The organism is Streptomyces sp. NPDC104313 (assembly GCF_055583985.1).
The window spans coordinates 63,265-83,897 of the sequence record NZ_JBVJMW010000022.1; the positions used below are offsets into that span (position 1 = coordinate 63,265).

A 20,633-nucleotide genomic window follows, 5' to 3' on the forward strand; every position below is an offset into this window, starting at 1 on the left:
GACGTGTCACGCGTCGCGCGTCAGATGCCGGGTGCGGCGGCTTGGAGCCGTCCCAGCACGTTCTGGATCTCCGTCGCGATGGCCTCTGTGAAGGCGGGGAAGGTCTCTCCCACGAAGTGGAAGTGGCCTCCCTCGAACACCCTCTGCCGAAAGTCCCCTGTGGTCTCCCTGTCCCAGGCAGAGGCCCCCGACGGAGGAGCCATGACGTCCTCGGTGGAGGAGAAGACCGTGAGCGGGCAGGACAGCGGCGGCCGCTGTGGGTCGGGCCGGTAGGAGTCCAGAGCCCGCAGGTCGGTACGGATCAGCCGCAGGAGGCGGTCCCGGAACTCCGGCAGTTCGTCGAGGCGGTCCGGCAGACCGCCCAGCCGCCCGAGTCTCCGGGCCAGTTCCACGTCCGAAAGGCTGGTATCGAGCAACCGGTTGGCAGGCTGGAGCACGGGCGCCTGGCGTCCGGACACGCCGACCCACATCGGTGGCGTGCCCTTGGCCTGCAGGGACCGCGCGGTCTCGGAGGCGATCACCGCACCGAGGCTGTGGCCGAAGAGAGCGATCGGTGTGGCGTCCGCGACCGACACCACGTCGTCCGTGACGCGGTCGACAATCTCACGCATGTCGGCCAGCGGGGGTGACATGTACCGCCTGCCGCGGCCCGGCAGGTCGAGCAGCAGGAGGTCCCAGGCCGGCGGCAAGTGCCGGGACATCGGGTAGTAGACGTTTCCCGAACCACCCGCGTGCGGGACCACGACCAGGCGCAGCTCGGGGTTCTCGACCCGGCGGGCCCGAATGAAGGCGTCGGCGGCACTCATCCCTTCCGCCCCCGTCGGCCGGTCTCGGTGGCGGCGGAGATACTCTCGGCGAGCTTTCCCATCAGGTCGCGCAGTGGCATGTCGAGGGAGAGCTGGTCCGCTGTCAGCCCGACTTCGAAGTGCTCCTCGACTCTGGTGATAAACAGTGTGGAGATGAACGAGTCGCCGCCGACGTCCAGAAACGACAGTTCCGGGTCGATCTCGTCGGCTTGGAGAACGTCCCGCAGTTGAGCCAGCAGGTAGCCGATCAGGCTGTCCTGATCGAGAGGGAGGGCCGCCGGGACACCTTCCGGCCGGCTGTCCGCCCCACCGTCTCCGACGGGCTCGTCGATCCAGTACCGCTTCCCCTGGAACGGATACGTGGGCAGGTCGCCGGCGAACCCGGCGCCGGGGCCTCGCAATGCGTCCAGTCGGAGGTCCGCCCCGGCGGTGAACAGCGCACCGAGCGCCCGCTGGAGCAGGACCGGTGCGGTGTCCGTCCGCCCGTCGACCAGTGCGAGGGACTGCGGGCCGTCGGCCGCCTCCCACTCGATGGCCGCGCTGGTTCCGGCGGGGTCGGCGGCCGTGGCGAAGCGCACCCGTACGCGGAGGCCGAAGCGCTCCAGCAGGCATCGCAGCTGCTCGCCCGCCCCTTGCCCGCCCCGGCCGCCCGCGAGGTCGGGGAATGCGGTGCTCAGGGCGGCCAGTGCGGGTTTGAGCCGGTCCTCCTCGCCGTGGACAGCCAGGGTGACGGAGCGAGGCGGTGCCTGGGGGGCGGAGACTTCCGCGGCCGGTCGGCCGGTGGTGAGCGCCGCGCGCAGTGCGTCCGCCAGGTCGCCTGCAGTGACGCCCGTGACCGCGACCCGGTGCGCGAAGGCAGCGCGCCCGGCGCGCAGGGTATGGCAGACGGCCGGGACCGAGGCCGCGTCCGTCTGTTCGAGATGTCCGGCGACCCGGTCGGCGAGGCGGGTCAGGGCCTCGGGGTCCTTGGCGGACAGAGTGAGCAGCTCGGGCCGTGGCATGCCGCCGGCGACGGCTGCCGTGTCTGCCGCCGGGGCGGGGTCGTACGCCTCCAGGACGGCGTGGACGTTGACACCACTCATGCCGAAGGAGTTGATGCCCACCACCCGGCGCGGCAGCTCCTCGGGCCACGGCCGGTTCTGCCTCGGCACCGTGAACCGCAGCCGGTCCCAGGGGATGTGAGGGTTGAGTTCACCGTCATCCGGTGCGGCGGCCGACGGGATCACGCCGTGCCGGAGCATCAGCACGGCCTTCATCACGGAGGCGATACCGGATGCGCCTTCAAGATGCCCGAGCCGCGACTTGACGCTGCCGATCGAGAGGGGCGTGCCCCGGCCTCGCACAGCCTCGCCCAGAACTCCGTCGAGTGCTCCGATCTCGATCGGGTCGCCGAGCACAGTGCCGGTGCCGTGCGCCTCCACGAATCCCACCTCCTCCGGACCGATCCCCGCATCCGCCAGCGCGGCTCTGATCACCTCCTGCTGGGCCGGGCCGTTGGGCGCGGTCAGGCCGGAGGCGGCCCCGTCGTGGTTGACCGCGGAGCCGCGAATGACCGCCAGTACGGGCCGGCCCTCGCGTTCGGCGTCGTCGAGCCGCATCAGGGCCACCACTCCTACTCCCTCACCCCGCCCGTAGCCGTCGGCGGAGGCGAGGAAGGATTTGGAACGGCCGTCGGGAGAAAGCGCCCTGGTCTGGCACAGCGCGACCATCAAGGTGGCGGACAGCAGCAGGTTGGCACCGCCCGCCAGGGCGTAGCGGCATTCGCGGTTGCGCAGCCCCTGGACGGCCAGGTGAAGGGTGGTCATGGAGGAGGAACAGGCTGTCTCGACGCCCATCACCGGGCCCGAGAAGCCCAGCAGATGGCTGACCCGTCCGGCACCGAAGCTGAGTCCGCCGCCGGTGACGTAGTAGGGGTCGATGCGGGAGAGGTCGGACCGGTTCTCGTTCCGCTCGCTGTATTCGGAGGTCATCATGCCGAGGTAGATGCCGACGTCGAGGCGGTCGGCACGACGGACCGCGACACCGGCTCGCTCCAAGGCCTCCCAGGACGTCTCCAGCAGCATCCGCTGCTGGGGGTCGAGCAGCCGGGCTTCGCGCTGCGAGATACCGAAGAAGTCGGCGTCGAAGCGGGCGATCTCCCCGAGGAAACCGGCATGCCGGACGTACGAGCGGCCGCTCCGGCCGGGCGTGGGGTCGTACGCGGCGCGCAACCCGGGCCGGTCGTCGGGGACACCGGCCAGTGCGGTGCCGGTGCCGCACAGGAACTCCCAGTACTGCTCAGGGGTGTTGATGGCCGGTGGCAGCCTGAGCCCCATTCCCACGACTGCCACGGGAGCATGCCGTTCGTCCTGCAGCTCGGCCACCCGGGCCCGCAGCTGCTGGGAGAGCCTCAGTTGGTCCTCCATCAGGGCCCGGACGCTGTCGGTGTTCATACCGTCACTCATGCCTTCCTGTCTCCTTTCAGGGCCGAGACATCGCTCCGGACCGCCCGGACGAGATCCTCGAAGGACAGCTCGGACAGGTCATCCGGGCCGGCTTCGGTCGCGGGTGCCTGCTGCGGGGACGGTGCCGGCGCGGTGCCCGGCCCCTTCTCGTAGAGCAGGCCGAGGATGTGGGCCGAGATGCGCGGAACGGTGGGGTGGTCGAGTGCCACGGTGGCCAGGAGGTCGACCCCGAGGGCGTGGGACAGCCGGGTCCGCAGATCGATCACCATGATCGAATCCAGACCCATGTCACCGAAGGTGACGTCGTCGTCGATCCCGGCCGATTCACCGAGAGTCTCGCCGGTCGCTTCCCGGATGAACTGCTGGAGGGCTTCGCTGCGGGCGTCTTCATCCAGCCGGTCGAGGCCGCCTTCGCCTCCGCGCAGCCAGCCGCGTGGACGGCCTGCCGGTCCGACGGGCTCCGCCGCCTTGCCGCCCTTCCCCGCAGGGTCCGCGAGGCCCGCCAGCAGCGCCGCACGGGGGTGGTCCCCGAGGTGGGCCACGAAGCGCTCGGGCACCAGATCCACCGCCACCAGACGTGCAGGGCCGTCGGTGAGGGCTGCCAGCAGCAGCCGTTCCGCGGACTCATCCGTGAGGGAGCCGACGCCGAGCTTCTCCACGGCCCGTCGCACGGCGTCGGAGGCCGCTAGGCCCCCCTTGGCCTCCGGTACCCACGGTCCCCAGGCCACGCTGGTGGCAGGAATCCCTTCTGCGCGCAGGGCGTCCGCCAGGCCGGACAGGAAGCCGTTGGCGGCCGCGTAGTTGGTCTGGCCCGCCGAACCGAGCACGCTGGAGGCCGAGGAGAACAGCACGAAGGCGTCCAGAGTGTGGCCGCGCAGTGCATCCGCCATGGCCGCCGCGCCCCGGACCTTGGCCGCGAAGACCCGTTCGAGGGCGTCCCGGTCCATTCGTCCGAAGGCCCGGTCGTCCGTGGTCCCCGCCAGGTGCAGGACCGTGCGCAGCGGCGAATCCAGGCCTGCTTCGGTGGCGGCTCGCACGCAGTCCGCCGGATCCGTGACATCACCGCGTACGACTCTCACCCGGGTCCCTGAGGCGACGAGTTCGTCGATGACCTGTCGTGCCGCCGCGTCGGGGGCCGACCTCGCCATGAGTGTGACGGCGGTGCAGCCGTGCCGGGCCAGGATCGCGGCCGCGCTCAGTCCGAGCGCCCCCAGGCCCCCGGTGATCAGGGCCGCGCCGGCGTCCTCCGCCGGTGCTTCCGGCCGTACCGGGCGGGCCCTGTACGGGACGAGCCGGGCGGCACGGACTCCCCCGCCGCCGACTTCGATCCGGGCGTCGGCCGGATGCCCGCCAAGTGTCCGGTCCAGGGCGGTGAGCAGTCCCGTGCCGTCCCACCCGGAGGCGAGGGTAACCCTGACCAGCCGCCGGTCGTCCTCCTCCGCCTCGAGGGAGGCCAGCAGCCCCCAGAGCGTCTCCCGGACGGGGGCCGACTCCGGGCCGTCCCCACCCAGCACGGCGTACGGGATGTCCCGCGGGACCGCCTGCAAGGTGCGAGTGAGGGCCAGAGCCGCGTCGAGGGCGGTGTCGGGCCCGGCGGTCCGCGTGTGCGGGTGGAACCGGGCGTCGATGATCAGGTCGGCCGCGAGGCCGACGGGATCCTCCGGGAGGGCGGTCACCAGGTGGCCAAGGTCCTCACAGGCCTTGAGCACCTCCCCGCCTACCTGGGTGTCGCCGCCCGCGACGGCAATGCGCAGCCGCCGGCCCGCCGCGGTCGCCCCGGTGGGGGCCGGGGACGTGTCCACCCAGTCGAGTTCGTACGCGTGCCGGGCCCCGTGTCGCAGTGACGACCGCAGCACCGCCTTGGAGGCGAGCCGGAAGCGGAAACCGTCCATGGCCAGGACGGTCGCGCCGGAGCCGTCGAAGAGGTGCAGATCCGCAGTCTCCACCTGATGGAAGCCGCTGTCCGGCAGATCCCTCATGACGGCCCGTACGTGACCCCACAGAGGTTGGCCGGGAGTGGGCCGCCCCGGGAAGGAGACCCTGGCGGCGGCGAAGGGGATCACCAGGGCCTGTTCCTGGTCCTGTGGCTCCGGGTCGTCCTCGTGCACAGCGAAGGTGACAGAGCTCTGCAGGCAAGAGTCGAGCAGGCCCGGGTGGATCTGGTAGTCCGCGGGGTCCTCGTTCATCCCCTCCGGCAGGTCGAACCGGATGAGCGACTCGTTGCCGCGGATCCACGCGTCCCCGACCCACCGGAAGGAGGGGCCGAGCAGATAGCCGATGCCACGCAGGTACCGGTAGAAGGCCTCACCGCTGAGGTGGCGGTCGGCGCCCGCGATGAAGGCTTCCGGGTCGGGCGCGTTCCTGTCGGTAACCGGGTCGGTGTGAGGCATCATCGCCGTCAGATGTTCCTGCCACCGGCCGTGCTCCGGGTCGAGCAGGCTCTGGACGCTGACCGTACGAGTGCCGTGATCCGCCTCGCTCTCGATGATCTGGAGCTCGTAGCGTTCGCCGTCGTGCAGCACCAGGGCCCGGGGGAAGTGCAGGTCCTCCAGGACCACCGGCTCCCCCTCGCTGCCCATCGCCGACAGGACGGTGGCCGTCTGCGAGGCACCGGCCACCTGCACCGTGCCGAACAGACGGTGGTCGTCGAGGTGAGGCGGGTAGACGGTGCTCCGTTCGGTGACGAACACGCGCCCCTTGACGGCGGGCGAACGCAGCTCGGTCCCCCACGGCGGGTCGGTCGGGTTCCTTCGTCCGGCCGGTACCGCCCGGGCCGTACGCGGCTCCACCGCCCGGCGCCAGTGGGCCGTGGCGGCGAAGGGGTACAGCGGCGCGCTGCTCCTCAAAAGCCGCCGCGGGGCTTGGAATGCCTCCCAGTCGATGTCCTGGCCCTGCTCGTACAGGGCCTTCACAGCGGCGAGCAGGGCTGCCCGGTCCCCGGCGCCGCGGTACATCGACGGGACGACACCTCCGTCGGGGGCGAGTCCGGCCGCGCGCACCAGGTTCACCAGCGTGCGGTCAGGGCCGATCTCCAGGCAGATGTCGACGTCCTGGGCGCTCAGCTGCCGGGCCCCATCGTGGAAGCGGACGGGGTTGCGAGCGTGGCGCACCCAGTAGTCGGCGTCGATCGTCGTGGGTCCCGCGAGTTCCCCGGTGAGGTTGGAAACCAACGGCACCTGCGGAGGCGCGAACTCCGACGACGCCAGGGACTCCCGCAGTTCGCCGAGTACCGGGTCGAGCAGCCGGGAGTGAAACGCGTGCGAGACGCTCAGCCTCCGGGTGCGTACGCCGTCGACACCGAGCTTCTCCGCCAGCCGGTCGATCTCGGCAGGCGTGCCGGAGACGACTGTCGCGGCTGGGGTGTTGACTGCCGCGACGTCCAGCTCCGTGCCCTCGATCCATTCGAGGACCTGCTTCTCAGCGGCCGTGACGGCGAGCATGGCTCCCCGCTCGGTGGCCTGCATGAGGCCGGCTCGCCGGGCGATCAGCCGGAGCCCGGACTTCAGGTCCATCACCCCGGCGTGGACAGCGGCGGCGACCTCCCCGACGCTGTGGCCCATCACCAGGGCGGGGGTCACGCCCCAGGACTCCCAGAGGGCGGCGAGTGCGACCTCCATGGCGAACAGGGCGGGCTGGGTCACCCGGGTCTCGTTGATGGCGCTCTCGTCGTTGCCGTACAGCGTCAGCTCCACCAGCGAGCCGCCGAGGGAGGATGCGAGTTCACGGTCGCAGACGTCGAAGACGTCCCGGAAGACCGGCTCCGTCTCGTGCAGCTCACGGCCCATGCCGAAGCGCTGGCTGCCCTGCCCCGAAAAGAGAAAGGCGATACGCGGACGGTGGGCCGGCCGAGGCGGAGGCGCGGTGGCCAGCTGGGCGAGCAGCTTTTCCCGGGTCGCGCCGAGCAGCGCCCTGCGGTGCGGGAAGTGACCGCGGCCTGTGGTGGCCGTCGCGGCCAGGCCCGCCAGGTCCCCGTCGGACGCGCCGGCCAGGTGCTGCGCCCAGGCCTCGGAGAGCCGGGAGAGGCCCTCATGGTCGGGGGCCGACAGCGGGAGGAGGTGGGTGGCTCCGGCCGGCTCGCCGCTCGTGACGGCGAGAGCGCCGGCCGGTGCCTCGGCGAGCACGATGTGGGCGTTGGTCCCGGTCAGCCCGAAACCGGAGACGCCTGCCACACGAGGTTTTGCGCCGGAACGCCAAGGGGTCTGGTTGTCGACCACCCGGACGTTCATTTCGGGCCAGTCCACATGCGGGTTGGGTTCGCTGAAGTGGAGGTTGGCCGGGATGAGATCGTGTCTCAAAGCCAGGATGGTCTTGATGACCGCCGCCATGCCCGCGGCGGATTCGAGGTGGCCGATGTTGCTCTTCACGGAACCCACGTGCAGCGGCTCGCCGGGCTTTCGGCCCGGCCCCAGTACCTTCCAGGCGGCGCCGAGTTCGATTGGGTCGCCGAGCGAAGTCCCGGTGCCGTGCGCCTCGAGGTACGAGACGTCTGCGCCGCTGACCGAGGCGTCGGACAGGGCGTCGGTGAGCAGCGCCTGCTGGGCCGGACCGCTCGGCGCGGTGAGACCGGATGACGCACCGTCCTGGTTCACAGCGGTGCCGCGGATCACGGCCAGCACCCGGTCACCGTCGCGCTGCGCGTCGGCGAGCCGCTTGAGGACCAGGACTCCGCAGCCTTCCGCCCGGACGAACCCGTTGGCATCGGCGGAGAACGTACGGCAGCGGCCATCGGGGGACAGCATGTGCGCACGGCTCGCCGAGACCGACGCCATCGGGTCGAGGATGACGTTCACCCCGCCGGCCAGGACCGCGTCGGACTCACCGGACCGCAGCGACCGCACGCCGAGGTGAAGTGCCACCAGCGACGATGAGCAGGCGGTGTCCACTGCCAGCGCGGGGCCGTTGAGGCCGAGGCTGTAGGCGAGCCGCCCGGCCGCCGCGTTGAGGGAGGTACCCGTGCTGTAGTAGGCGTCGAGGTGTTCGGGACCCGACTCGGCCAGCAGCCGGGCGTAGTCCGCGTAACTGATGCCCACGAAGACTCCGGTACGGGAGTTCTTGAGTGAGTGCGGGTCGATCCCTCCGTTCTCCAGGGCATGCCAGGCCGACTCCAGAAGCAGCCGCTGCTGGGGGTCGAGGCTCTCGGCCTCCCGTGCCGGGATCCCGAAGAACGACGCGTCGAACCGAGCGATGTCCTTGAGGAATCCGCCCTGGTCCGTGGTGATGCGGGCCGGCTCGCCGACGCCGCCGTGGAAGGCGGCCCTCTCGTACCGGCCGTCAGGAACCGGTCCGACCGGGTCGCGGCCTTCGCGCAGCAGGTCCCAGAGTTCGTCGACGGAGTCGGCCTGCGGAAACCTGCCCGCCATACCGACGACGGCGACGGGCTCGCGGCCCCCGTCTTCGGACGAGGGCACTGCTGACGGAGTGGAAGCGGTTTCGCGGGCCAGGGGGGGCGTCGGACGCTCACGTACAGCTGGAATGGCTGAACCGGCGGATACGGGCACGGACAGAGCCGGTGCGGCGGGCTCCGACACCCGGTCCGCGGTCAGGAGGTACTCCGCCATCCGGGCCACGGTCGGGTGGTTGAAGACATCGGCGGCGAGCAGGGCGACGCCGAACGCCTGGGAGAGCCGGCTGACCAGATCGACCGCCATGATCGAGTCCAGCCCGAGATCGAAGAACCCGGTGTCGTCCCGGACCGCGTCGGCGCTGTCGTGCCCGAGCTGCGCGGCGACGATGCGGGCGACATGGGCGCGAGCCGCGCCGGGGCGGGCGCGGTCCGGCAGGGCCGCCAGCTCATCGGTGACGGAAGGCTCCGGCCGGATCACGGCGCCGGCGGGGGCACCGCCCACCGCAGCTGCGACGCCGAAGAGCCCACGGCGACGGAACCGGGACATGATCGTCAGGAACCGGGACGTGTCCAACGGGCAGACGATCAGGTGACCCGCGCCGTCGGGGGCCCGCCCGTCCAGTGACGCCCGGCCGGTCTCCGCGTCCAGCGCGCCTACGCCGACGCGGGCGAAGGTGTCGCGGGACGTCGAATCGGCCATCCCCGAGCCGCCCAGGTCCCACGGCCCATAGCCCAGGCTGATCGCGGGGAAACCGAGCGAGACCCGGTGTGCGGCGAGGGCGTCCAGCCCCCCGTTGGCCGCCGAGTACGCCGCGCAGCACTCGGTCCCCCACACGGCGGAGACGGACGACACCATCACGAAGAAATCCAGCGGCCAGTCGAGGGAGGCCCTGTGCAGCAACCAGGCGCCGGCGAACTTGCCGCGCAGCGACGCCGTGAACTCCTCGACGCCGGTCTCCTCCGCGTGAGCCCGGTCCAGTGTTCCCGCGGCGTGCAGCACACCCCGTACGGGGGGCAGGCCGTCGAGGGCAGCGCATGCGGCCTCCACCGCCGCAGCCGTGTCGCAGCCACCGCCGCGGTAGACGACACGTACGCCCGCGTCGGCCAGCTCGTCCAGCAGTGAGGTCGCCTCGGCGGAGAGCTGGTTCTGCGGTCGTCGGCCGATGAGCAGCAGGTGCCGAGCCCCGCGGGCGACCAACTCGGCCGTCAGCTCCCGGCCGACGCCGCCGAGGCCGCCCGTCACGACGTACGTGGCGTCCTTCCGCACCTCCAGGCTGCCGGCCGCCGCAGTGCTCTCGCGGAGCCGCGCCACCCGCAGCCCACCGCGGCGGACTGCCGCCAGGTCCTCCAGCAAGGAGTTCCCGTCACCGGGCGCGGCGGCCTCGTTCACGGTGAACGTCAGCACGGTGTCGAGGTCTTCGGCGGCCGGGTCGGCCGTCAGGTCGACGACTCCGCCCCAGGCGGTGCCGAGTTCAATGCCCAGTACCGGTGCGAGACCATGCAGCAGTCCGTGGTCCGTGGCGGCCACCTGGTCTCCAGGCCCGGTCCGGCAGACGGAACGCGTGACCGCGAAGGCCCGGTGCGCCCGGCCGCTTCCGGCCAGGGCGGCGACCGCGGCAGTCACCGACGCGCAGAGCCGGGCGCCCGGCTCCGCCGGGTCGGCTGCGGAGGGTACTTCGTTGTTCTCTGCGCCGGGCAGGGGCGTGGCCCGGAACGCCAGGACGAGAGGGGATGGACCGGGGGCGGTTCCCCCCTCCCAGAACCGTGCCCAGCCGACGCGGTCCCCTGGCAGCGCGGCGTGCCGCCAGCCGTCGGGCAGCGCCGGCGGCGAGGAGGCGAGAACCGTACCGTGCAGGCCGAGCCGGGCCGCGCGGTCCACGAGCGCGGCCAACAACAGCTCGTCGTCGCCCGCGAGCACGAGCTCGGCACCGGGGGTGACCGTACGGGGATCCGCCCCCTCCCACACCACCTCGTGGCGGACGGGCAGCGCCGGAACCTTGCCGACCGGGTCGGCCGCGGCCTGTTCCGGGGCGAAGCGACGGCGCTGCCAGGGGTAGCTCGGCAGGTCGACGAGCCGACGCGGCAACCCGGCGGTGAGGTCCTCGCCGCCGCTGTCCTGTCCCTCGTCGATGGTCAGCAGCGGTGACAGCTCGCCGGCGGCGAGCGCGCGCAGTGCCGCGACGGCGGTTTCCGGGTCTGCGGCCGAGATCCGGGCGCGAACGTCCAGTCGGCTGCGGCCGGCGGTGGCGGTGTAGGCGAAAGCCGGGTAGTCGGCGGGAGCGAGCGAGGCGACCCACTCGGCGTACTGCGCGGCGCGCGCCCGCAAAGCTTCGGTCGTCTTCGCCGAAATCTCGAACCCTTCGACGGGCGCGGGGAGTTCATCGCCCTGCCTAGCAGGCACCTCGTCCGCGTGCAGCGGACCGATGATCGCGTGGGCATTCGTGCCGCTCATACCGAAGGAGCTGACAGAGGCGCAGTCGCCCGACTCCGGAGACCAGTCCTGGAGGGTCCCAGGCACGGTCATGCCCGTGCCCGACAGGTCGATGCGAGGGTTGAGGGTACGGAAGTGCACGACCGGCGGCACCTTGCGCCTGGCCACGCAGAGCATCGCCTTGATCAGCCCTGCGACGCCCGCCGTGCCCTCCAGGTGCCCGAAGTTGGCCTTAACCGCACCGACCGGCAGCGGCGCGCCCCCGTTGCGGCGGCCCAGGGCGGTGGCGAGCGCGTCCATCTCGATGGGGTCGCCGAGTGCGGTGCCGGTGCCGTGCGTCTCCGCGTATCCGACCGCGGAAGGCTCGAGTCCGGCGTCCACAAGCGCCGTCTCGATGAGGGACACCTGGGCAAGCACGTTCGGGGCGGTGAATCCGCTGGATCGGCCGTCCTGATTCACAGCCGTTCCGCGAATCACCCCGAGCACCCGATCCCCGTCGCGCAGGGCGTGATCGAGGCGCTTGAGGAGCACCGCTCCGACACCCTCGCCGCGGGTGAAGCCGTTGGCCCGGGCGTCGAACGTCTTGCACAGTCCGTCCGGTGACAGGGAGCGGGTCTCCTGGACCAGCTTCATGGTCCGCGGGGACATGATGAGGTTGGCGCCCGCGGCGAAGGCGATCTCGCAGTCGCCCCGGCGCAGGGCCTGCACCGCCAGGTGGACGGCGACGAGCGAGGAGGAGCACGCCGTGTCGACCGTCATGGCCGGACCGGTCAGTCCCAGGGCGTACGCGACGCGTCCGGCCGCGAAGTTGTGTCCGTTGCCCGTGGCCCAGTAGGCGTCGGGCTCACCCTCGCACCACTCACGGTAGTCCTGCCACATGACCCCGAGGTACAGGCCGGTACGGGCGGCAGCGAGGGTGCGGGACGGCAGTCCGGCGTGTTCCATGGCCTCCCAGGCGACTTCGAGCAGCAGCCGGTGCTGCGGGTCCAGGTGCCGGGCCTCGCGCGGGCTGATGCCGAAGAAATCGGCATCGAAGTCGAGTACTTCGTCGAGGAATCCGCCGCGTTGCGGCAGACCTTCCCAGTCCTCGGCGAAGGGGCCCTTGCGATGGGGCGGCATGGGCCGCACCCCGTCCCGCCCCTCCGCCAGCGCCGCCCAGTATCCGTCGAGGTCCTCGATGCCTCCGGGCATCCGCAGACCCGCGCCGATCACCGCGACGGGCTGGTTCTCCCGCTGCTCGCCGACTTGCTGCCTGAGCGTGCGAATGGTGTCCAGCGCCCTGGTCAGAGGGGTCTGCTTGCCTCCCGCGGAGGCATGTGTCTCTTGCATCGAGGTTCCTTGCGGTAGAGGGCTGGGGTGCGCGGGACGGCCTGCCGGGCCGGCCATCACTGCGCCCCGTCCGTCGGAGTCGTCTGAGCGAGCAAGGCGCCCGAAAGGGCCTGGAGGGTTCCGTAGGTCCACAGGAGGGTCGGCGAGAGCCGCAGCCCGAAGGCCGCTTCCAGCCGGTTGCGCAGTTCGAGGCTCATCAGTGAGTCGAGACCGAGCGAGTCGAACAGGGCGTCCCGTTCGAGGCGTTCGGGATCAAGCCTCAGCACCCGGGCGGCGAGCTCGCGCACCTTGGCCTCCACCAGCGCCGGGCGGTGCTCCTGCGGAATCCGGAGCAGCGTGTCCAGGAAGGCGCTTCCCGAGACTGCGGCGCTGTCCTCCGCGAGGGCCGCGTACAGCTCGCTCCACGCGCTGAGCGAGACAGTGCCGGGGTAGGCGTCGAACCACCGGCGTGTGTCCACGGGGACGTATCCGACCACCGGCCGGTCCTGGTGCAGCAGCCTGACGAGTGCCTCCCAGGCCTCTCCGGCGGAGAAGCTCTCCAGACCGCGCTCCCCGAGGCGGGCGCCTGCCTGAGCGTCCTCGGCCGCGAGACCGATCCCGTCGAACGGTCCCCACTGCACACTCAGGGCCGGCAGCCCGCGCATGCGACGGGACTCGGCGAAGGCGTCCAGGTACGCGTTGGCCGCGGAGTACACCGCCTGCCCCGGGTTGCCCACCAAGGCCGCCGCGGAGGAGAACATCACGAAGAGGTCCAGCGGGTCCTTGGCGGTGACCGCGTCCAGGTTGCGGACACCGTCCGCCTTGGGCTGGAGCACCTTCGCGATCTGGCGCGGAGTGACATGGGTGATCGTGGCGTCGGCCAGCACGCCGGCCGCGTGCACCACGCCTCGTAGCGGTGGCAGACCGCCTTCGCGCAGGCCCTCCAGCGCCTGCCGCAGCGCCGTGCGGTCGGTGACGTCGCAGCGCAGGTTCTCGACCCCGGTTCCCCGCTCACGCAGCGCGGCGATGCGCTCGGCGGCTTCGGCGTTCGGAGCCGAGCGGCCGACGAGGATGAGAGTGCCGGCCCCGTTGGCGGCGAGGAACTCGGCAAGTGACAGGCCGAGGGCGCCCAGTCCACCCGTGATCAGGTAGCTGCCGTCCGCGCGGAACCGGCCGCCCGGCATCGGTTCGGGAGCGACGTGGCCGACGCCCGGGAGCCCGGTGAGCACCAGCCGCGCCAGGTCATGGTCGTGTGTGATCTCTGCGGTCGTCCCGCTCGTCGTGGCGCAGTCGTGGGTGTGGATCGGCAGCGGCGCGAGCCTGCCCTCGGCGGCCATGGCCCAGACCGTGGCCAGCAGGCGGGCGAACGTCTCGGGCTTGCGCTCGCGCAGCCCGTCCACATCGACGGAGCTGAAGCCGGTGCCCTTGCGGAAAATTTCGCGGTCGAGGGCCGGGCCTACTGCTGAGCCGTCCGTGGCGATCTCCATGAGGCGCCCGTCCTCGGCGAGCAGTTCCCGGGCCTCCGCCGCAGCGGGACCTGTCTGCGGTCCCATGACCACATCGGCGCCACGCCCTCCGGTGGCCTCGCGCACCGCCTCCGGCCAGTCGCAGTCCTCCGTGTCGAGGACGAGTTCGGCCCCCGCTCCGCGGAGCAGTTCACGTGCCGCTGACCCCGATGCCCTGGCGACGAAGGCCCGTGCTCCCTGGTTCCGTACGACCTGGACGGCTGCGATGGAGTCCGGGAGGGAGGACGAGTGGACGAGTACGGCCTCTCCCGGGGTGAGCCGGCCCACCTCCGTCAGCGCGTACCAGGCGGTCACCGCGGGCAGCGGCAGGGCCACCGCCTCCGCGTCGCTCAGCCGCTCGGTAATCCGCAGGACATGCGCAGCCGGTGCCAGGGCGTGTCCGGCGAGGGCGCCGGGGCACACCGCGACAACCCGGTCGCCGATGCGCAGGGCGGACACGTCCGGTCCCACGGCGGTGATCCGGCCGACGCACTCCCGGCCGGCCCGCGACGCGTCGGCGCCCGTGGAAGGGCGGCTGCCGTCGGCCGCCGGTTCGCGTGCGTCTGCGGGTGACAGCACGGCGGCGGTCACCTCGATCTCGACCTCTCCACGGCCGGGGGCCCGGCGTGCCAGTGGCAGGAACTCCGCCGACAGGTGGCCGCCGTGCCGGGCGACTTCGATCCGGAAGGGCTGCCTTCCGGTGCGCCAGGCGGGCAACGCGCCGGACGCGAGGGAGGTTTCGTCGGTGCTGTCCCGGGTGATACGGGCGGCCAACTGCCGTCCTTGGCGCAGGGCCAGCTGGTCCGCTCCCCCGGCGGTGACGATCGCCGCCGCGCAGGCTTCGGCCCAATCGGGGTCGGAGGCGTCCACGTCGATGAGGCGGGGCTCCAGTTCGGAGTGCTCGCGCTGTGCGACGCGGCCGTAACCCCAGTAGAGCGCGGCGCCAGGATCGGGCGTCTCCGTGCCGTCGGCCGCCTGGGCGCGATCGGTCACCACCATGAGCCGGGGCAGAGTGGCCAGGCCCGCACAGGTCCGGATGACCGAGGTGAGGTGGCCCAGGCCGCGCTGCTGCGCGTCGGGACCGGCCGAGGAACGCGGTGCCACGAACACGACGCCGGTGGCATCAGACACATCGGCCAGGGAATCCGGTGGGCAGGCGTCGGTGCCGAGGTGGCTGACCTCCGCCCCGGCGAGGGTCAGCGCGCCGGCCAGAGCCTGCGCCATGGCATCGGTGCCGCCACAGACGATCCATCGTCCCGGTGCGTTCACGGGGCCGTCGGAGGTCTCGGCTGCGGCGATCTCGCTCCAGCGGATGCGATGCAGCCGGTCCGCGTCGGCGTCGTACCCGTCACCGCTGGGCAGCGGCTGGAGTACCAGGCCCTCCATCACCAGCAGGGCGTTCCGCCCGGCGTCGAAGAGGTGCACGTCGTGCGTGCCGTCCTCCCGGCGCAGTACGTGCGACCACAGGGTTTCGACAGGCTCCAGTGAGGTGGCGAGGACGTGGACGGATCGTACGGCCGTCGGCATCAGCACCTCACCGCCGTCGTTCAGCGCCAGGCTGACCTGCAGCGCGGCATCCCAGAGAGCGGGGTGCAGTATGTGCGGGCGGTTGCTCGCTCGAAGCTCCCCGTCCAGGTGCACCTCGCCGAGCGCTTCGTCCTCCGAGGGGTGCCGGTACAGGCTCCGGATGCGCTGGAAGGCCGGGCCGTACACCTGGCCGAGCTCGGCGCACCGGCGGTAGAAATCCTCCGGGTCGGCGGACTCAAGTCCGGTGGCCCAGTCGGGGAACACGGGCGCGAGGGCAGTGCTTTCCCGCTGGTACGCGCGCGCCGTGGCGATGACATCCCATGCGGTGGCGCCCTCGGGGAGGGACAGCAGCCGTAGGTCGCCTCCGCCCGAGGTGTCCTGCCATTCGGTGGTGAACTGCACTGCTTCCTGCTCCAGCATCACCTGCTTGCGGAAGGCGATGTCGGTCAGCCTGCCGGGCACCGCTCCGGTCCTCGCCAGGGCGGTGTGCAGCACCAGGGCCAGCATCCCGGCACCCGGCAGCACGGGGGTGTCGTACAGCTTGTGGTCGCCGAGCCAGGGCTGGTCCTCCAGGGACAGCTCCAGCGCGCCCTGCCAGACGCCGGGCCGACCGGGTGCCGGAGCGAGCGGGGCCTCGAAGCCCTGGGCCGCGCCGGCGGTGCGGCGGTGCCCTACGGCGGGCCAGAAGCTCTCCCGCTCCAGGGGGTAGCCGGGCACCGGGTAGCGGCTGTCCCGGGGCAAGGTGCCGAACGGCTCAAGGCCGGCGGTGTAGCCGCGGGCGAGGGCCCGGGCGAAGTCTCCGACGCCGCCCTGCCGTCTGCGCAGGGTGGTCAGAACAGCGGGTGTCGTGGAGTGCTGGGCCGCGAGCTGCTCCAACGACGGGGCGATCACCGGGTGGGGGCTGACCTCCACGACATGGGTGACGCCGGCGTTGAAGAGCTCCGTCATCGACGCGACGAACTCGATGGGTTTGCACAGGTTCTGGACCCAGTAGTCCGCGTCGAGTTCGGTGCCCTCCACCACCCGGGCGTGGACTGTCGACATGACCGGTGTGTTCCCGGCTCCCGGCCTGAGCGGGGCCAGCGCAGACATGAGGTCCTCGCTCAGCTCCTCCATCCCGGCGCTGTGCGAGGCGTAGTCGATGTTCACCAGGCCGCAGTACGTGCCGTCGGCCTCCAGCAGTTCCTTCAGGGCGAGGATGTAGTCCTTGTCCCCGGAAAGCACACACGAGTGGGGGCCGTTGTGCGCGGCGAAGGACACCATGTCCTCGAACCCCTCCATCGCCCGCACTGCGGCCTCGCGGTCGAGATCGACCGCGAGCATCAGCCCGCGCCCCGACACCCGGTCGGCGATGAGAGCGCCCCGGCGGGCCAGGATCAGCGCGGCGTCGTCGTACGAGAGGACTCCCGCGAACGTGGCCGCGGTGATCTCTCCCTGGCTGGTACCGACCACGACGTCAGGTGTGACGCCCGCCGCCTTCCACAGCTCGGCAAGGCCGAGCGACATCGCCCACAGGGCGGGCTGGAGCACATCGGTGCGCTCGGTCCACTCCCCGGCGATGCCGTCCAGTGCGTCGCCACCGGTCCTGTCGCCTGCCGTGCCGCCGCCGAAGATGTCGAGCAGGTCCCAGTCGACGTGCGGGGCGAGCGCCTTGGCGCAACGGTCGACGACGGAGGCGAACAGACCGCTGTCCCGGTAGAGCTGGTGCCCCATCTCCCGCCACTGCGAGCCCTGTCCCGGGAAGACGAAGGCGGTCCTGCCGCGCGGTGTCGATCGTCCGGTGACCACGCCAGCCGCCTCGGCGCCGTCGGCGGAGGACCCGGCGAGTGCGTGGAGTGCGCTGCTCAGCTCCTGAGCGTCATGGGCGACGAACGCCGCCCGGTCGGCGAAGTGGTCGCGACGCCACGCCAGTGCCCCGGCCACATCGACGGCGTCGGCGTCCCTGGCCGCGAGCTGGTCGTGCAACTGCGCGGCCCGCCGGGCGAGCAGCGGCGCCCTACGGGCTGAGAGAGTGACGACCGCGGGCAGACCGGTGGCCGGGGACACCGGAGGGCGGATGGGGTCCGCTGCCTCCGGCGGCGGGCTCGCGACAACGACATGGGCGTTCGTGCCGCCCCAGCCGAACGAGTTGACGCCGAGGTGGACGGGGCCCTCAGCGGGCAGCCTCAGGGGTTCCCGTACGACGCTGAGGTTCAGCTCGTCGAAGGGGATGTCGGGGTTCAGCTCTTCGGCGTGCAGGGTCGGTGGCACGATCCGGTGGCGAAGCGAGAGGAGTACCTTGATCAGCCCTGCGAGCCCGGAGCTACCCTCCAGGTGCCCGATGTTGGTCTTGATCGAGCCGATCGGCAGCGGGTCTCCCGCCGACCGCGCCAGGCCGAGGACGGTGCCGAGCGCTCCCGCCTCGGTCGGGTCGCCGCGCTTGGTACCGGTTCCGTGCGCCTCGACGTACGAGAGGGCCGCTGCCGGCACGCTCCCGTGCCCGTAGCTACGGCGCAGCAGGTCCTCCTGGCCCTCCTGGCTCGGACTCACCAGGCTGTGGCCGCCGCCGTCATTGTTCGTCAGGGTGCTGACGAGGACGCCGTGGACACGGTCGCCGTCCTCCAGCGCTCTGCGCAGTGTCTTCAGATACACCGCGGCGACGCCCTCACCCCGCACGAAGCCGTTGGCCGACTTGGCGAAGGAGGCGCAGCGGCCGTCGGGGGAGAGGCCTCCGAAGTGGGTGAGTCCCACGGTCACATGGGGGTCCATCATCAGGTTGGTACTGCCGACGATCGCCGCTTCGATGTCTCCCTGACGCAGCGCTTGAGCCGCCAGGTCGAGACCGACCAGTCCGGAGGAGCAGCCGGTGTCGACGGCCAGGCTCGGTCCGCGCAGTTTCATGAAGTACGACAGCCGATTGGCGAGGATGTCGCGTCCGGTGCCCACCAGCGTGTGCGAGGTGTGACGAGCGCCACGCGCCTTGCGCAGAAGCTCGTAGTCGTGCCAGACCGTCGCCACGTAGACGCCCGTGCGGCTGCCGGCGAGATCGGAGACCCGCTGGCCGGCGTCCTCGAGGGCTCGCCACCCCACCTCCAGCAGCAGGCGCTGCTGAGGGTCCATGGCGGCGGCCTCGCGGGGTGATATGCCGAAGAACCCCGCATCGAAGAGATCGATGTCGTCCAGGAAGCCGCCGACCGCCGGAATGCGCAACTGCGGGTCGAGCTGGGCCGCACTGTCCCAGCGCTCCGGCGGTACCGGGCGGACAGCCTCCTGGCGGTCCATCATGAGCTTCCAGAGACTGTCGGTATCCGGGGCTCCTGGGAACCGGCCGGCCATGCCGACGACGGCGATCAGGTCCGCGGGGTCAAGCGGTGCGTGCGGGTTCATTCGCTGCCTTCTCGTCCTGGAGTGATAGGCCGGTCCCGGTCGCGCCGCGCCGGGAAGTGCAAGCGCATTTCGGGACCTCGACGACTGCCTTGCGCAGCCGGATATCCACTGGTTGCCTGCACTTCAGAGTATGAGCCGACCGCCCCCGGGAAAACCCCCTGCTCACTCGAGTGACGGGACTTCCCGGGGACCCCTAAAGAAGCGATAGGGGTGGGGACTACAGACCGGCCCGAAGCCGCATCCGCACAAGCCCCTTACTGGCATTGATCATGCGCTTCCCGATCTCCGGCGGGGCATCTTTCCGGCACCAACGAGCGTTCATCGCCATCTTGGTGGGAGACATGGCGAAGCACCGAGTGTCCCGCTCCCCGAATTTGAATGACGGGGCGATGAAATCTGCGTCACGGATGTAGGTCAGAATCTTCTTCGCGGCGTCACCCGGCCGTTCGATCCCCGCCTCGACCTCACGGCACAGCTCCCTGGTGATCCGCCCCATCTCATTGAATCCGGAGCTGACCGGGAGCGGTGATCCCGGGTGCCCGTGCGTCTCGAGCTCCCGGAAGACGGAGTCATCCCCCGTACGCTCAAACCTGTAGTAGGCGTCTTCCAGCATGACGTTACCGAGCATGGTGCCGAGCATCCAGGTGCGGTTGACCGCGTTCCACAGCTCGTAGTCACCGAATCCCACGAACGAGCTGTAAACAATATCGTCGTGGAAGTCAAAAAGACCCTGCTGGAGTTCCTCCAGGTATCCGAATCGTTCCATGGACCAGTCGCCGTCCTTGGAGGCCTGGATAATGCGCCAGCCCAAGGAATTGACGAGCTCGAGCGTGTTGGTCAGGCCGCGCGAGTACAAGGCGTCGATGAAGCCTGCCGCGTGGGAGGTGAGGCAGAACCGCTCGCCGACCACCTGCTTGGCCGAGTACTGGAGCCGGCCGGTGGAGACCCAGGGGCGTACCGCCTTGGCACCGCGGAACTGGTGGGCGATCTCCGGGAACCGCTGCAGGAAGTCGTCGAACTCCTGCTGCGGGGACTGGTCGCCCTTGGGGAAAACCCGCGGGTCCAGGGTGAGGCCCACGCTGCACAGCGGGTTGAGGGAGTCGGCGTGATTGTCGAACGGGATGACCCACAGCCAGCCACCGTCGAAGACATGGTGCAGCGTGCCGTGGTGCCAGGGGTTGGGCTGGTCGTGATTCCGGGCGGCCTGCGACTTGTCGAAGGCTTCCACACCTGTCATGTGCGTGAACAGGCACCGCGAGTGCGTCCTGGCCCGGGTGGGCGTCTCACGCAGGGAAAACTTCTCGGCCAGCGGCGAGCGGAATCCGCTCCCGTCCACCACATAGCTGGCACGGAACTCCTCGCCGCCATCCGTACGCAGGACGGCTCCCGTGTCCGGATCCGTCTCGATGTCGACGATCCGGGTGTTCAAACGCGGGTGGGCGCCGTACTTGACCGCGACATGAAAGAGATACGAATCGATGTCCTGCCGGAACAGATGGGTTTCCGTACGCAGCACGGACGGCACCACCAGCTGATTGATCTCCTGAGCGTTCTGGGACCGGCCCTCGCGGTGATAGACGAAGCCAAAATTCTGCTTCTGACCGCAGTTCCGCGACACCTTGTCCCGGATTCCCTTGAAGCTGGACAGCGCTCGGAGTTCAGGAACCTGGTAACGATCGGCGACGAGCCGCGTCATACCCGAGGTGTACGGAATCGTGGATTCACCGACGGCGAACCGCGGATGCGTCCCGGCGTCCAGCAGCAGAACCTTGACTCCGTTCCTCGCCAGAACGGCACCGAGCATACCGCCGGCCATGCCGCTGCCGAGGATGGCCACATCGTACTTCTCTTTACGTCCCATGATGTTCTTCATTTCTCCTCGATCACTCGGTTTCGTTGATC

General features: G+C 70.9%; 5 protein-coding genes. All 5 read right to left on the minus strand.

The genetic code is table 11. The features are described from left to right. Positions 1-20: 20 nt before the first annotated feature. The 5 genes from ACZ60Q_RS33585 to ACZ60Q_RS33605 all read right to left on the minus strand — a co-directional run bounded on the left by ACZ60Q_RS33585 (position 21) and on the right by ACZ60Q_RS33605 (position 20,604). On the minus strand, positions 21-806 hold the full coding sequence (locus ACZ60Q_RS33585; RefSeq protein WP_469641353.1) for a thioesterase II family protein: 786 nt from the start codon (positions 804-806) through the stop codon (positions 21-23). Continuing rightward, positions 803-3,250, minus strand: a complete 2,448-nt coding sequence (locus ACZ60Q_RS33590) for a beta-ketoacyl synthase N-terminal-like domain-containing protein (protein WP_469641354.1) — start codon at positions 3,248-3,250, stop codon at positions 803-805. Before ACZ60Q_RS33590 ends, ACZ60Q_RS33585 begins: the two co-directional genes overlap by 4 nt. Further along, complete coding sequence (locus tag ACZ60Q_RS33595; protein ID WP_469641355.1) at positions 3,247-12,354, minus strand: SDR family NAD(P)-dependent oxidoreductase; 9,108 nt, start codon at positions 12,352-12,354, stop codon at positions 3,247-3,249. The genes ACZ60Q_RS33590 and ACZ60Q_RS33595 overlap by 4 nt, the downstream gene beginning before the upstream one ends. Positions 12,355-12,410: 56 nt before the next feature. Beyond that, entirely contained in the window at positions 12,411-18,731 is a 6,321-nt protein-coding gene (locus ACZ60Q_RS33600) for a type I polyketide synthase (RefSeq protein WP_469641356.1), read from the minus strand. Positions 18,732-18,948: 217 nt separating this feature from the next. Next, positions 18,949-20,604 (minus strand): NAD(P)/FAD-dependent oxidoreductase, encoded by a 1,656-nt coding sequence (locus ACZ60Q_RS33605; RefSeq protein WP_469641357.1) that lies wholly within the window; start codon positions 20,602-20,604, stop codon positions 18,949-18,951. Between the last annotated feature and the right edge of the window lie 29 nt (positions 20,605-20,633).